This is a genomic window from Paenibacillus sp. FSL H7-0942, assembly GCF_045040715.1.
GTDB classification, from domain to species: Bacteria; Bacillota; Bacilli; order Paenibacillales; family Paenibacillaceae; genus Paenibacillus; species Paenibacillus amylolyticus.
Genome location: NZ_CP150279.1, coordinates 3,464,298 through 3,478,917, shown reverse-complemented (window position 1 = coordinate 3,478,917; position 14,620 = coordinate 3,464,298). Strand labels below are relative to the sequence as shown.

General features: G+C 42.8%; 12 protein-coding genes. 3 read left to right on the top strand and 9 right to left on the bottom strand.

The window, feature by feature from the left end; translation table 11 throughout:
• Positions 1–58: 58 nt before the first annotated feature.
• Positions 59–586: a DinB family protein gene (locus tag MHI48_RS15535; protein ID WP_036671272.1), complete on the top strand. Its 528-nt coding sequence runs from the start codon at positions 59–61 to the stop codon at positions 584–586.
• Between the two features lie 78 nt (positions 587–664).
• Here MHI48_RS15535 and MHI48_RS15530 read toward each other — a convergent pair whose 3' ends face one another.
• The 5 genes from MHI48_RS15530 to MHI48_RS15510 form a co-directional block, all read right to left on the bottom strand.
• A complete protein-coding gene (locus MHI48_RS15530; RefSeq protein ID WP_076327555.1) occupies positions 665–1,606 on the bottom strand; it encodes a family 43 glycosylhydrolase in 942 nt (313 codons plus the stop codon).
• A 30-nt stretch (positions 1,607–1,636) separates the two neighbouring features.
• Positions 1,637–3,352, bottom strand: coding sequence for a discoidin domain-containing protein (locus MHI48_RS15525; protein WP_051449762.1), 1,716 nt, complete (start codon positions 3,350–3,352; stop codon positions 1,637–1,639).
• Between the two features lie 71 nt (positions 3,353–3,423).
• The gene (locus MHI48_RS15520; RefSeq protein ID WP_036671271.1) at positions 3,424–5,109 is read right to left on the bottom strand and encodes a hypothetical protein; all 1,686 of its coding nucleotides are present in this window, start codon (positions 5,107–5,109) and stop codon (positions 3,424–3,426) included.
• A 255-nt stretch (positions 5,110–5,364) separates the two neighbouring features.
• Positions 5,365–6,234 (bottom strand): carbohydrate ABC transporter permease, encoded by an 870-nt coding sequence (locus MHI48_RS15515; protein ID WP_017688372.1) that lies wholly within the window; start codon positions 6,232–6,234, stop codon positions 5,365–5,367.
• 18 nt (positions 6,235–6,252) lie between these two features.
• Complete coding sequence (locus tag MHI48_RS15510; protein WP_036616097.1) at positions 6,253–7,137, bottom strand: sugar ABC transporter permease; 885 nt, start codon at positions 7,135–7,137, stop codon at positions 6,253–6,255.
• A 317-nt stretch (positions 7,138–7,454) separates the two neighbouring features.
• Between MHI48_RS15510 and MHI48_RS15505 the strand changes: the two genes are divergently transcribed.
• Both MHI48_RS15505 and MHI48_RS15500 read left to right on the top strand, forming a co-directional pair.
• Positions 7,455–9,164: a sensor histidine kinase gene (locus tag MHI48_RS15505; RefSeq protein ID WP_036671270.1), complete on the top strand. Its 1,710-nt coding sequence runs from the start codon at positions 7,455–7,457 to the stop codon at positions 9,162–9,164.
• Positions 9,164–10,513 (top strand): response regulator, encoded by a 1,350-nt coding sequence (locus tag MHI48_RS15500; protein ID WP_036671267.1) that lies wholly within the window; start codon positions 9,164–9,166, stop codon positions 10,511–10,513. Before MHI48_RS15505 ends, MHI48_RS15500 begins: the two co-directional genes overlap by 1 nt.
• A 103-nt stretch (positions 10,514–10,616) precedes the next feature.
• Here MHI48_RS15500 and MHI48_RS15495 read toward each other — a convergent pair whose 3' ends face one another.
• The 4 genes from MHI48_RS15495 to dnaN form a co-directional block, all read right to left on the bottom strand.
• Entirely contained in the window at positions 10,617–10,952 is a 336-nt protein-coding gene (locus MHI48_RS15495; protein ID WP_405144665.1) for a GNAT family N-acetyltransferase, read from the bottom strand.
• A gap of 162 nt (positions 10,953–11,114) precedes the next feature.
• Positions 11,115–11,543, bottom strand: coding sequence for a 3-hydroxyacyl-ACP dehydratase FabZ (fabZ, locus tag MHI48_RS15490; RefSeq protein WP_036671263.1), 429 nt, complete (start codon positions 11,541–11,543; stop codon positions 11,115–11,117).
• 334 nt (positions 11,544–11,877) lie between these two features.
• On the bottom strand, positions 11,878–12,732 hold the full coding sequence (locus MHI48_RS15485; protein WP_036671261.1) for an AraC family transcriptional regulator: 855 nt from the start codon (positions 12,730–12,732) through the stop codon (positions 11,878–11,880).
• Between the two features lie 106 nt (positions 12,733–12,838).
• Positions 12,839–13,972: a DNA polymerase III subunit beta gene (gene dnaN / locus MHI48_RS15480; RefSeq protein ID WP_268745228.1), complete on the bottom strand. Its 1,134-nt coding sequence runs from the start codon at positions 13,970–13,972 to the stop codon at positions 12,839–12,841.
• Positions 13,973–14,620: the final 648 nt, after the last annotated feature.

Here is a 14,620-nt window from a genome sequence, read left to right as displayed (position 1 = left end):
AAGTAAGATTTATGCTACAATATATTCCAGATCTACGAATCCCAAAGGAGGCATTACCATGGTTGAAAGACCAACTACAGAGGAATATGCAGCTTATTATGAAGGGTACATCCAGCTTGTTCCTGAAGGGAACATCATCGAACGCTTAGAGCTGCAAGCCAACATCGTACCAACTTTGCTCACTTCATTGACAGAGGAGCAAGCAAATTATCGGTACGCCGAAGGCAAATGGAGCGTGAAAGAGGTCATCGGTCACCTTTTGGATAACGAACGCATCATGAGTAGCCGATTGCTTCGCATCGCCAGAGGTGACCAAGCGAATCATCCCGGCTACGATCAGGACGTGCTTATGCAGACCCACCCTTTTAAAGCGTATACCCTGGCCGATTTGAGCGAAGAATATGCCGTCACACGCCGCTCAACCATTCTTATGCTTCGTCGCCTCACCCCGGAAGCATGGCTCTGTAGAGGGATCGTCAGTGATAACACTGCTTCAGCTCGATCGATTGCATTTGTTATGGCTGGACATGAGCTCCACCATTTATCAGTACTTCGCGATCGTTATTCGTTGGATTTGAAATTATAAATTTCATTCAAAAAGACTTTGAACCTGCATTCGCTGTAGGAACAAAGTCTTTTCTCATCAGTCGTTTTATCGTTCAAATTATCGTTCAAAATGAATCAGATGTGCGTCCTCTCGCAAAGATAATGTGGAATAATCATTTAGAATCAGAATGTGCCCATTGAATTCAATGGGCAGTACCACATAGCTGGACTGAAAATAATCCGATCCGTTCCAGCGATCCGAAAAGTATAGGTACTCCTCTTCTGATCGCTTAAGTACAAATGCTGGTTGCGTTTGGTACGTCGTTTCATCGCCAAAATCGCTTAGCATCCCCCATGGTCCATCCATCGTATTAGCCATCGCGTATTTCCCTTGATTTGGAGCCCAACCCGTGCAAAATGAGGTCACCATATAATACTTCCCTTTCCGTTTGAAGACGGCTGGCGCCTCCCGATATTCCCCCTGCCACAGCTTTCCGACAAGACTTTCAACATTAAGGTAATCTCCCTGCAGGCGATAGATGTGCAGGTCCGCATTGTCTCTGGCAGCTGAAATAAAATACGCTGTCCCGTCATCATCCTGAAAGAGCGTGCAGTCACGCGACATATACCCGTACGGATTAAAGCTGCCATGATACACGAAATGACTATCCGGAGAATCCGATGTGGCAATGGCGCATGCGGCATCGTTGTAATTGTTACCATTCTCATAGTGAGCCCAGAGTACAAACTTTTTGGTCACCGCGTTGAAAAGCACTTTAGGCCGTTCGAGATTTACTTTTCCACCTTTATCGTTCACTAATGCCAGATTTGTCCGAACTCGAATGGGTGCAGCTGGTGTAGAGGTGGTCAAGATATGGTTTCGAAACTCCCAGTTGAATAGATCTTTGGAACGGTAACAACTCACATATATATCGTCTCTCCGATCTTCGCCATACCAGTAATAATAGTCGTCATGGAATAACATATGTCCACCATGGGCATGGATCGGATTACCGCTTGAATCATTCCAGATGCCACCATTAGTTAATTGATTATTCACACCGTTACCTCTCTTCTTATAGGAACATCGTTAATTGGTGTCCGATCCAAATACCTTCACTTCCCATAGTCTTGGCGTGTACCAATTGTTGGGGTTGTTATGAAGTGCCGCATTTTGCATATTAATTCGTACATACCTGGCAGCAGTGCTCGATAGCGTATCTGATGTGAAACCGTAAGATGTATTATTGGTTCGATCCAATGCCACGGTCCAGTTTACATTATCCGTACTGGTCTCGATTTTGTATTTGTAATAACCTTCGGAGCCTTTTTGCATCCACCAGGAGATTTGCACATTATTCAACTGTTGAACAGAGCCGAGATCGACCTTCCACCAATGTGGCCAAGAACTGCCTGTGCCTACCCATTCGGTTTGATAGTTACCATCATTAGCATAACTTGCCGGGTTTGTTCCAGTAGCCGTTTGGGCTGTTGCAGGTTTACCTTGCGACAGCAGTTTTCCATTCTGAACGGGAACGACAACATCATCGCTTGTGTTGTACAGGACTTGATCAAAATAATCATAAAATGCGTAACCATCAGAGAACCAAACGGGAAGCAAACGTTCCTCCGTTGTTCCATTTTGCGTGCCTGCCCAGCCGAACATCCAGCGATACGCAACCATAACCACGTTGTTACCCGTATCTGGCTTCACCCGCATGACGGAACCCGACTGCGCCGAGAAGGTTGACGTGTTACCAATCGTCCGTAATTCAGACCAATCTCCGTCAATGCTTGTTGCTGATGAATACAAGGGTATGCTCGGGTACCAACCTGCCGCTTGGGAAGAGAACAAATAATAAATGCCATCTTTTTTGATCATCTTGGGCAGTTCCCTGTGTTGACTTTGATAAATAACTGAAACTTGATGATCCACATCCAACCAATCGGGGGTTAACTTATATAAGATGGTGTCCGAATTATTATTGGCCGTAGAGATCAGATACGCCGAATCATCATCATCTTTGAAAATGGAGATATCCCGGGATTGGTTCCCTTCCGGCCGAAAGCTTTTGTGAAAGGTAAAGTCTTCTCCAGGCGTGGCCGAAGCCACCGATACCCTCGCAAGTGTGTAGTCTGTACTGTTTTCATAGTGAGCCCAAAAAACAAATTTGTTCGTGGGTGCATGATAGAAGATATTGATCCCCTCAAATTTAGAATCCGCCAGATCGGGATGATCCGTGTAGGACAGGACCACTTTGTCGTTACCGTAGGAGATGTCATCCGTTGACGTCTGTTGAATCATTTCGCCAAAACCGCCTGATGACTTTTGCACAAAGTTAAATCTGTAGTAGGTGTCTCCAACTTTAAGCTCATTGGGGAGCATAAGCGTTGATTGCGTTGTGTTATCAAAAGTTGTGAGGTTCTCTGGAAGGCTGTAAGGGGTATATTCTGGTGAGACAGCGGAGGTTAACAAGGAAGTTCCGCCATATGCCTTCACTTGATACTTGTATGTGTTGCCTATATTGAGTTCATAATCATCCGTCGTTGTACCTGTTAAGGTCTGTAATAACGTATAAGGCGCATTGTTCTCTGATCTGTATAACTCGTATGCAGTCGCTCCCTGGACAGGTGCCCAATGAATTTTGGCATTGGATACTTCGGATTCATTCTTCAGCACAAACAGTGTTGCAGCAATATGGGTCTCTTCACCAGCAGCGTGAACGGTTTGAGCTGAGGACGTTAAATGAACTATTAACAACATCAATGCAATGACGATAGCCATCCACGATTTACCTTTGATCATGTCTCATCATCTCCTTTTTTAGAAGACCAACCTTCCTGTTGCCGGAAGGCTGGTTCAGGTGAAACTAGACTTTATTTCAAATTCATCAGTGTCATTACATCCGTCTCACTGGCTTGGTTGTACCATTCGTTAACTTCTTCGATCACGGTGTCTCCGCCTTTTTCATGCCACTGTTTCACAAAGGTATCAAATGCTTCAAGCGGCTCATTGCCATATATGATTTTGGTGAACGTCTCCTGTTCCATAGTGGTCAACTGTTCCCACACATTTTGCATCGTTGGCGTTGGTGGACCGTTAAACTCATTTGGCAGTAAAACATCTCTGTTTTCATACGAAATCCGGTATCCGTCCTGCGTCGTTTGATCCTTCGAGGCGCTCTGAATGAGGACACCCGTGTCGGCTTTAACTCCATTCGCCAGATCGTAGTAGGATTGGCCGGGACCATCAACACTCGGCGTATTTTTGGTAAATGCCATTTTCCCAACGCCCTGCACAGCCTCTAATGGCGTATTAAATTTCGTTGGATCAAAAGTGACTTCGTCGTTAACGATATCGTAATCGTATCCTTGAGCGTAGCCGTATTTGAACTCTCCCGTGCTGAACGCTGCGTCGTACATTTTATCGTAGTACAGGAAGAAGGCTTCCATGTTCTGAAAATCCTTGTTAAACATGAACACACCATCGTTCAACTGGGCGGATTGGTAGGTCTTATCACCGTTCACACCTTGAATGGTCGGATAAGCACTAATTTTTGCACCATCCACATTTTTCTCTACGTCCTTCACACTGTCGTACAGCCAAGGACGACCAATGATGATACCAGCTTTCCCCTCCGTAAAATCGGACAGAGCATCCCAGGCCCCTTGGGTGGCCAATTCTTTGTTCAAGTACCCTTGTGCATACCAATCGCGTAACTTGGCAAGTGCCTCTTTGTTGCCAGGAGCCACAGATCCATAGGTTAGTTTGCCATTGTCGTTATGCCATTGCCTTGGAAGATGTTTGCCCGTGTATGCGCTGAATATCATGACTGGATCGCTGACCCAGCCCGTGTTGTAGGAATCTTTCCCTGAAAAAGTAAAGCCGTATGTGTCTTTCTTGCCGTTCCCATCTGGGTCCTCATTAGTGAACGCCGCGATGACTTGTTCAAACTCATCAATCGTTGTTGGCGCTTTCAAATTTAACCTGTCTAACCAGTCCTGGCGGATCAACATGACTTCGCCTTCCGTCAGATTCGGCGCAATCGCCATCCCGTAGACCTTGCCCTCCCTAACCACTGGATTGAAGGTGGTTGGGTATTGTTTGTATATTTCTTTTATCCGGTCAGGCATGTAGGCTGAGATGTCTTCCGTTATCTCTTTGACTTGCCCCGAATCGATCAGATCATTGACCAGCATGGTGTCATAGACGGGCAGAACGTCGGGCAACTTCTCGGAACCTGTCAACGCCAACCGTAGCTTGGTATTATATTGTGAAGCATCACCTCCCAGCAGGGTGGTTTGGATTTTGATACCCAGATTTTGTTCGCCCCAGCGAGTCAATACATTGTCATTCAACGTCTCACCGTTGATGTACTTTCCAGCATTTTCATCCTGTTGTTTGGCGATGGTGATCGTAAACGGTGGATCATATTTTCCGTCTTTAAGCACCGATGCCGGTGCGGTCTCGGAAGCACTCTCCCCTTTGCTACAGCCAGCCACAAGAACAGCCGACAGCATAACCATACTTACCATTTTCCATAAATCAGTTCTTTTCTTCATGGAAACATGCTCCCTTCACTCATACTCAATTTGTTTTCTATATAAGTTCAACTAATTGCCTATTTACACTGGCACTCCGATGACAGAACAACCTTCCGATCGCTGTTATTCCCAGAATTTTTGATTCACTTTTACAAAGGTGAAATTCTGGAATAAAGGCGAACGCTCCGCTTCTTCAGGTCTCTTCTGTCCTCTACGTTATCGTGTAAATGTTTAGTTGAACATATATAGCGATCCAATTTTTCGTCATCCTAACTATTCTTTGACGGCTCCTAGTACAATTCCCTTCACGAAATATCTTTGTAAAAAAGGATAGACCAAAATGATCGGCAGCGTACTGACAAAAATTTGCGCTGCCTTGATGCTCTGTTCAGACATGGCTGCCACCTCAGACTGGCTCATCGCCATATTTTGCATATTGCTCTGCACGACAACGGTCTGTAAGAACGAAGCCAGCGGATACTTACTTGCATCCGACATGTACAATATCCCGTCAAACCAGGAGTTCCAGTGCCCCACCATAATGAACAAGGATACGGTCGCTATGCCAGGCAGAGATAATGGTAAATATATTTTGCTGAGAATTACGAAAAAGGAAGCTCCGTCAATGAAAGCTGCTTCTTCCAGGGCTTTTGGAATCGTTTTGAAAAAATTGACGAGAAGAATCAAATTATAAGCACCAAAAGCGCCCGGTAACACAAGAGCCCATATGGTATCCTTTAATCCAAGGGCTGTGATCAATATGTAAGAAGGTATCAATCCCCCCGAGAAGAGCATGGTAAAGATAAAAAACCACATGAGCACATTGCGTCCCCGGAATTCCTTGGACAAGGCATATCCTGCACAGGTAAGAATAAACATGCTGATGGTTGTACCCAATACGGTTCGAGTGATGGATGTCAGCATGGCACCGTTGAAATTAGAATTGTTGAACGTTTTTACATAGGCATCCACGTTGAACCCCACCGGCCAAAATGAAACCATATTACCGCTAATGGCCGCTTTGCTGCTTAGAGATTGCGCCAACAGATGAAGCAGTGGAAGAAAACACGCCAGACCCGCCAGTATCATGAACGCGTAATTAAAATAGGAGAATACTCTATAACCTGTCGTTTTATGGTACATGATCCCTCCCCCTCCTTGTTAGAATATTTTGTAATTGGCATACTTATAGGCCAGCCTGTAAGAGACAACGATCAAGATCAAGCTAATTCCCGATTTGAACAGTCCTACAGCGGTCCCGAAGCCGTATTGCCCGTTTAACAAGGATGAACGGTAGACATAGGTGTCAATGATATCTCCCGTACTGTAGACAAGCGGATTGTACAGATTGAAGACCTGATCAAAGCCCGCGTCCAGAATATTGCCCAGACTCAGCGTAGAAATGACGATAATCATAGGCAACATGCTAGGCAAGGTGACGTATCGAATTTGCTGCCGGCGTGTGGCACCATCGATCTCGGCCGCTTCGTAATAAGAAGGATTAATTCCCGCAATGGTCGCCAGATAAACAATCATGCCAAAGCCAAAGCTCTTCCACACATCGCTGATCACAACCGTGAATCGAAACAGATCAGGATCACCCAAGAAGTAAATGGGATCGTTCCCGAAAATACGTGTCAAGATGTGATTGATTCCTCCGTCTAATCCGAGAATGTCGATCATCAACCCTGCCACAGTAACCCAGGACAAGAAATGCGGCAGATACACCAGTGTCTGAACACTTTTCTTAATGCCCATATTTCGGATCTCGCTCAGCAGAATAGCCATGACGATTGGAACGATAATGCCAACGATAATTTTAGAAACGGCGATAATTAACGTATTAACAATCGCTTGTGTGGCTTCTTTGTACTGGAAAATTCGTTCGAAATTATCTAACCCGATCCACCGTGAACCTGTGATGCCCAGCCATGGTTTGTAGTCCTGAAATGCCATGAGCAAACCTACCATCGGGCCATAAGAAAAGATGCAGACAAACACAAATGCGGGAATACAAAGTACGTACAAAGGCCAGCTTTTCTTAATTTCCTTTTTGAATGAAGTCCGCTGGGAAAGCTTTGTTTTTGTTTTTTTAGCGGATCTGACGGGCACAATCTCGTTAATGTTGCATACCTCCTCTATGATGGCTTTTCGAAAGCGATCCTTGAAGATAAGCTTAACAAAAGCGCTTTCACTCCAAAATGCCAAAATTTCAAGATCATCACCCCGCCCTGAAGCATTTTAAAACCGCTTTCATTTATCGTTGATGCTGCCCTTCCGCTTTTACAAGGTTTGGCTTATATTAAAGTTAATCCAATCTGGAGTTTAAACTTCTACGTTTAGCGAAATGAAAGGAAACACATATGATCAGAAAAATGTATATGAAGCGATTCATCTATTTCTTTGTTTTTTTTCTGCTGCTGACGTTAAGTTTGTTTTTCGTGATGAACCGATTAAGCTCCAAGACACTTGAAGAAAATCTGATTGGAGCTTCCAAAAACCAGCTTGATTATGTGAAAGGCATTCTGGACGGGATTATATACGAGGCTAACATGTACGGAGTTCAATATGCAGCTGACAGTGATGTCCGATTTTATCAGAGGCATGTTATCGAGCTGAGCAATTACGATTCCCAAATGAAAAAAAACGATATCGTTGATCGCCTGCGGCAAACGCTCCTATCCAGTCGATCGATTGAATCGATCGGCATTTACTGGAAGTCTGAAGAAACGTTTCTGTCCACCAACAGTACGCCGGAGGCGAGACTTCCGTTCAAGGATGTTCATGAGCGGGGATGGCAAATTGTCGGCAATAGCTTGTATTACTTTGCCCTCTACCCTTACATCCAAAAATCCGGACAAAACGAACCAACTCAGTACGTAGTTGGAGTAAAGCTGAATACCGAATATTTGAAAAATCTGCTGAAAAAGGCTGTGAACAACGACAGCTCAAACGCTTTTTTTTGGTTTAACCCCCAGCAGTTATGGAGTGAAAAGGAAGTTGATAACGATCTCTTGAAAGCGGTTACTGATATGCTTTCTCCACAGCCGGAGGTCACTTTAAAATATGATTATCATACCAATTCGGACGATTACTATGTTCTTTCCCGATATATTGAATCAATTGACGCCTACCTGATTACATATACACAGACGAATGATTTCCTGCAACCGATTGACCGTAACCGTAAAGTATTTTTTGCCAGCATTTTAGCCGTTTTCACGCTTGGTTTGGTTGTAATCTTTACGTTTTACCGGAACTATTACCGTAATATTCGTTTGTTGGAAAGGAAGTTTTCACAGGTCGAACAAGGCAATCACAATACACGTATTACCGAAAATACGGATAGAGAGTTTTACAGCTTGTTTAGAAGTTTTAATCATATGGTTACCGAGATCCAGGATCTATTCGTATCTTTGAAAACCGAAACGGAACTAAGACGAAGTGCGGAACTTCAACAACTTCAAGCTCAGATTAATCCTCATTTTTTGTACAACAGTTTGTTTTTCATCATGTCGGTGGCTCAGTTTTCACCTGATTCTGTCATGCGCATGAGCAAACATCTGGCTGAATATTATCGTTATTTAACCAAGTTGGACCGGCATGAAGTTACGCTGGAAAGCGAGCTTCAGTTTGCGGAACATTTCCTGATTATTATGGCTCTCAGCAAAAAAATGGAGTACAGCATTGATCTGCCACCAGAACTGGCCTCGCTTCCCCTCATGCCGTTGATCATCCAGCCAGTGGTGGAAAATGCGATTCAACATGGAATTGAAGGACAGCAAGGTGCGCATCGGGTAACAATTGATGTCAAACAGACAGAGACTGCGATAACGATCAAGGTCTCCGATGACGGAAAAGGTCTTTCGCTCGATAATATCCACAGCCTGGAGGCTCGGCTTGAGAGTGATACCCCGCCTGAAGGAATTAAAGGCGTAGGGCTCTGGAATGTAAATCAACGTCTGAAAAATACGTACGGCGAACGTAGCGGGTTACATTTTACTACTAATGATTGGGGCGGCTTGTCCGTCCTGCTGCTCATCAGCATTCCCGAGGTGAAAGGAGATAACTAATGCGATTATTGATTGTGGATGACGGACATTATGTCGTTGAATATATGAAACACTTGCTCGATTGGAACACCTTTGGCATTGATCAGATCGAGACGATGACCAATTCGATTGAAGCCCGAGACATGTTGACTCAAAACCACATCGATATTCTGATCACTGACATCCGAATGCCTGAGGTTTCCGGCATTGATCTGCTTCAACATATCCATCAACATAACTTGCCAACCAAAGTGATCATCCTTTCCGGCTACTCTGAGTTCGAATACGCGCAACAAGGAATTCGTTTAGGTGCGCTCGACTACTTGCTCAAACCTGTCGACAAAGATGATGTGGAGAAAGCCATGTCCAAAGCCATCAACAATATTACAAAGACACGGCCCGCTCAATCTGTTGCATGGGAGAACTTCGATGGATTGGAGTACCTGCTTTCCTTGCTTGGTCACAATGAGACATTAAGGAAGCAATATGATGCTTATACTGAATTTTTAGGTGAACGCCATTTGTGCTGCTTCAAGCTGGAGGGTTTTACACAGGAACATGAGGATGTTATAAAACACGCTGTCGGAGACAAATTGGATCGTCTCGTTTGGAATGCGGGAACGGGACTGTTCGGTCTTGTTCCGGAAGAAGCTGCTGCAGAACTGACCATCAAACTGGAGCAATCAGTCGCGTCTCCTCCCTTTTCATTGACCGACCGAAACGTGACCCGGCAGATGTTCTACAGGTTCTTTCTTAATGAGGACGTATACTTAGAAGACTTCAATGGCATATTCAACCATTCTCCGTCATGCGGTGATTGGGAGTCGGCGGGAAATATCATTAAAAAATATGATCAAATCCATATCCAAAAGCAAAAAATAATATTTCTCATGGAGACCATTCTATATGTATATCTGACGGATAAGGATCGCGATCCCTCTGAAACCGTGGAGTGGATATTTCACCAGTTACGGTATCCTGATGAACTATCCTCAACTCTCATGGATCGGGTCAGTCGGATTAGAAACAACAAACAGATGTCCATTCAAACCATCGTTGACAAAGTACAAACGTATATCGAAGACCATCTGTCACATGGCCTTAGCCTGGATGAACTGGGGAAAGTTGCACATCTCCATCCCGTCTACTTTTCCAAACTGTTTAAACAGGAGACGGGGGAAAATGTGTCAAACTACATTTCCAAGAAAAGGTTGGAGAAGGCTTCTCAACTGCTGCAAGATTCGAAACTCCGTGTAGCCGATATAGCACAGATGGTTGGTTACCGAAAAAATCAATATTTTATCCAGTTGTTCAAAGTGGAATACGGAGTTACGCCCTACCAGTACCGCAGAAATATGATCCATCAATGACTTCGGTTGAATATGTTACATAAATGATATATCCAATGCAGTACCGAAAAAGCCCAACTTCCACTCTTCAGTTTAAAGTGTGAGTTGGGTCTTTTTGGTGCAATTAATGGGTTAGGTCGATCATCTTATCAAAACAATATGAATCTCTGTCATAGCCGTTATGTTCATAGAAAGCATGAGCGTTGGTTCGCTTCATTCCGCTACATAAAATAATACTTGATATTCCCAGTTCTTTAGCATAATTTTCAGTCTGTCTTAGTAGTTTTGTACCTAATCCTCTATGTTGCAGATCCCTTTTAACAGCAAGAGCTTGAATATGTAGATAACCAATTGGAACTCCTACGGATAATGCCTGTACAATAGTTACAAAACCGACCACATTATTTTCTATCAATGCGACAAATGTTTTGTAATTCCCGGCCTTATTCATCTCTTCCATAGTCACTCGGAAGTTTGCATCATTAACATTACGAATTTCAAGTACATCATTCCATAAAAGAACAACTTCAGCATAATCATATCTGATATAATTTCTCGAATTTTAATCTCCATACTAACTCCCTCAAGATAAAAAATGTAGGCGTGCCCGTGAACTTGAATCCTAAATTGAACTGAATGCAAACATGATTTCAGATTCACAAACCAGTTCATTGTTTACTGTGGCGAAACCTTTCCCTTTGACGATCTGTCCCTTGATGCGAGTTACCTCGAATGTAAGTAGAAGTTGGTCTCCAGGTTTTACTTGCCGTTTGAATCGACAATTATCAATACCAGTCAATAAACCTATTTCATGATTATTACTCCCTCTTTTAGACATAACGATACCACCGACCTGTGCCAGCGCTTCAACAATCGCGACTCCAGGCATTACCGGATGGACGGGAAAATGACCAATGAAATGAGGCTCATTGATTGTCACATTTTTAATTCCGACAGCTTTCTTACCCTCATCAATTTCCAAGATTTTATCAACCAAAAGAAATGGATATCTATGAGGAATTACCTCTTTTATTCTTTCAATATCAAACATGGATTGCCTCCTCCTTAGCTCAAAGTGTCTCAAGCAAATTTTGGGTCATATTTAATATTCGTGACCTAGTAACTAGATCCCTTTCCCAGAGGTCCCTACATCTAGGTAAAGGCTCCCCACTATAGAGGCTATGTTAATTCTTTAAATCACACACTCACCGGCACTCTCCCACTTTACCAACAACGATTTTTTCGCCATCATTTGTGATACGGTTCACCGCGCAGTCTGTAATGGCAAGTTAAAGGACCATCCTTTGTCGGGATGACCCTTTATTAATCTAAATTTGTTCAGTTTTCATCTTCGTTAACGCCTGCAATTCGCTCGCATAAGAGGGTTATTTTTTCTTCACTGGTATCCAGATTTCTCCTGAACCATTCCCATGCCGTGCCATTCCATAATACATTTCGAAAGTAGGGCCCTCAACCTGTTCGTATTCAGATGTCGGAAACCACTCAGAATAGATTCGTTCCCATAGTTTTTGCATATCACACTGCGGCTCCGGGAAGACCGCCCACGTTAATGTTGGGATAGCAAGTTTTGTGAATCTCTCCGGAATCTCAAGCCCCTTAGGTACATGATAACAGATCATGTATTTGAAAGATTCTTTAGTGTGATCATAAAGGGCGGCGTGTAACATGGTGTCACCAAAACGTCCCAGTAAGTCGTTCATCATATCAACGCTGCCATCATCATCACATTTTATACGGAATAGAGGAACTTCAGAGAACGCTGTTTTCTGGTCTGCATTTATAATTCCATATACTCCAAACATCTCAAAAGAATCTCTTTGCTCAATACGGTAATTCATTTCGACATCCCCTTTTATTGAAATATGAAAGGACATTCGAGGATAGGCTTTTAGAGAAACGCCTGTATCACGCGCGGATATAGGCATAATACCATGAAGATTCTTAAAGGCGCGTGCAAACGCCTCCGGCGAATCATATCCATATTTCATAGCTACATCAATAACCTTTGAGCCTGTTGTCTGCAGTTCGAATGCCGCCAATGTCAACCGTCGACGTCGAATGTATTCCGATAACGTTACGCCAGTAATAAATGGAAACATTCTTTGAAAATGATAGGTAGAGCAACAGGCTCTATGTGCTATTTCATCATATGAAATAGTGTCCGCTAAATTTGTTTCGATATATTCCATGGCACTATTCATCCTGACCAACCAATCCATCGTACTCCCTCCCTTCAAGGTAATTTTATGGGAAATAAATAATGAATACCTTGCAATTTCTGCACGAAAAAGTCAGTAAAAAACTTGCCGTTATTTATGATACGGTTCACCGGGTCATCACTGGAGTAATCAAAAACAGAGTTGACATGAGCGAATCATCTGGAAGTACGACGATGGGACTTGTTTTCCCGGCGTATCTTAATAGGACGCTAGCGCAATCCATATAGCGAAGTATATCGATAAAAAACTTTCCATTTAGTGATACCACAAATTCTTCCCCACACATCTCTAATAGTGGAATTTCATTCTGAATATCTCCAACATCGGCTGTTTTGGACAATAGTTTTAATGTGTCTGTATTAGCTACTAATCTAATCACTTGTTCACTAGCCATCACAGTTACACATTCAACTGCTTTCAACAAACATGCTGTATCAACTGCGATTTCACACAAATAAGATTGAGGGATTACATTCTTTATGGATGGGAACGTCCCTTCAATAAGAGCAGACTCCACTTTCAGTCCAGTTGTCACGAATTTAACTCGATTATTACTCACTTCAATTTCAGTTGTGTCATCTGTTTTGTTTAATATTTTCGATAATTCATAGAGATTTTTTGCTGGAATAACAGCGTTCAAACTGTTGTGGGTAGCATCTTCTAAATGCAAAGCGCGGTATGCAAGCCGCACTCCATCTGTAGCAATTAAGTTAAGACAATCATTACTGCATTCCAAAGAAACTCCTGTTAATATGGGGCTGGTCTCGGACGTTGATGCTACGATTGCTAGCTGTTTAATGGTCGAACGAAGTAAGGAAGTATTAATGGGTAGTTTAGTAGAAGGGAACGCTTCTCCATCATCAATGGAAGGAAATTCTGTAGGGTCCATGCCGCATAAACGTAATTGAGAATGACCGGATACAATCGAAAGAATCATTGGCTCTTTAATTTCAAGTATAACTTTGTCATCATTAAATTTACGAATAATATCGTGAAAATAACGCGATGGTATAACAATAGCCCCTGTTCTTTTTACAGTCAGAGAAACACCATCTTGAGCAATCATAGACTGTATCGTCATACTTGTATTACTTGCCGTAAAAGTAACGCCATCTGCACCTGCTTGAATATGTATTCCTTGAAGAATAGGTATTGAACTATTTGCTGCTACTGCCTTTATCACATATTGTATGGCATTCATAAGAGAATTTTTTGTTATCTCTACCAGCAAAGACCTCACCTACCTCGAATAAAAAAATTATTTTGTATAGAATGACTCAATGATGTTACGTATAGCCTCCGAACGAGAAAGTTTATACTCTGTGCAATGGTTTTCGATTTTCCCCCACATGTCCTCTGTTAGAGTTAAAGATATTTTTTTAGTCACACCTATACTCTTTCTCCCGGAACCTTCTCGCAGACCACCTCTCGAAAAGACAAAACCTAACTGGCCTTCTTTATTAGAGACACCAACTTTAATGTTATTGTTGTTCAATATAATAACACTCCCGAATTTTGATTTAGGTAACCTCATTCAAATGGATCTATACTCATCTTATCATAGCTCTATATAGATTTACAATATTTTCAAATCGAACACTGAGAACAAGGAATGAAATGTAAAGATGGGACTACCTCAAAAAGGATTCCCCCTTCGCTTCAAGCGCTAACGAACCTACCGCACTCTAAGCGGCGGACTCTTAAGGAATGCAGCATGTAACGAACCTCAGTAACTTTATTCCAATGTAAACCGCCTAAACATCATATAAAAGGACCAACTCGATGAAACAACATCTCTATGATTCGTTAGAATTCAAACCTATGCAAATGGGAGCAAATAGCGTGTGCTAGATCCGTTAGAACTATATAACCCTGACAAAGGGCTGTA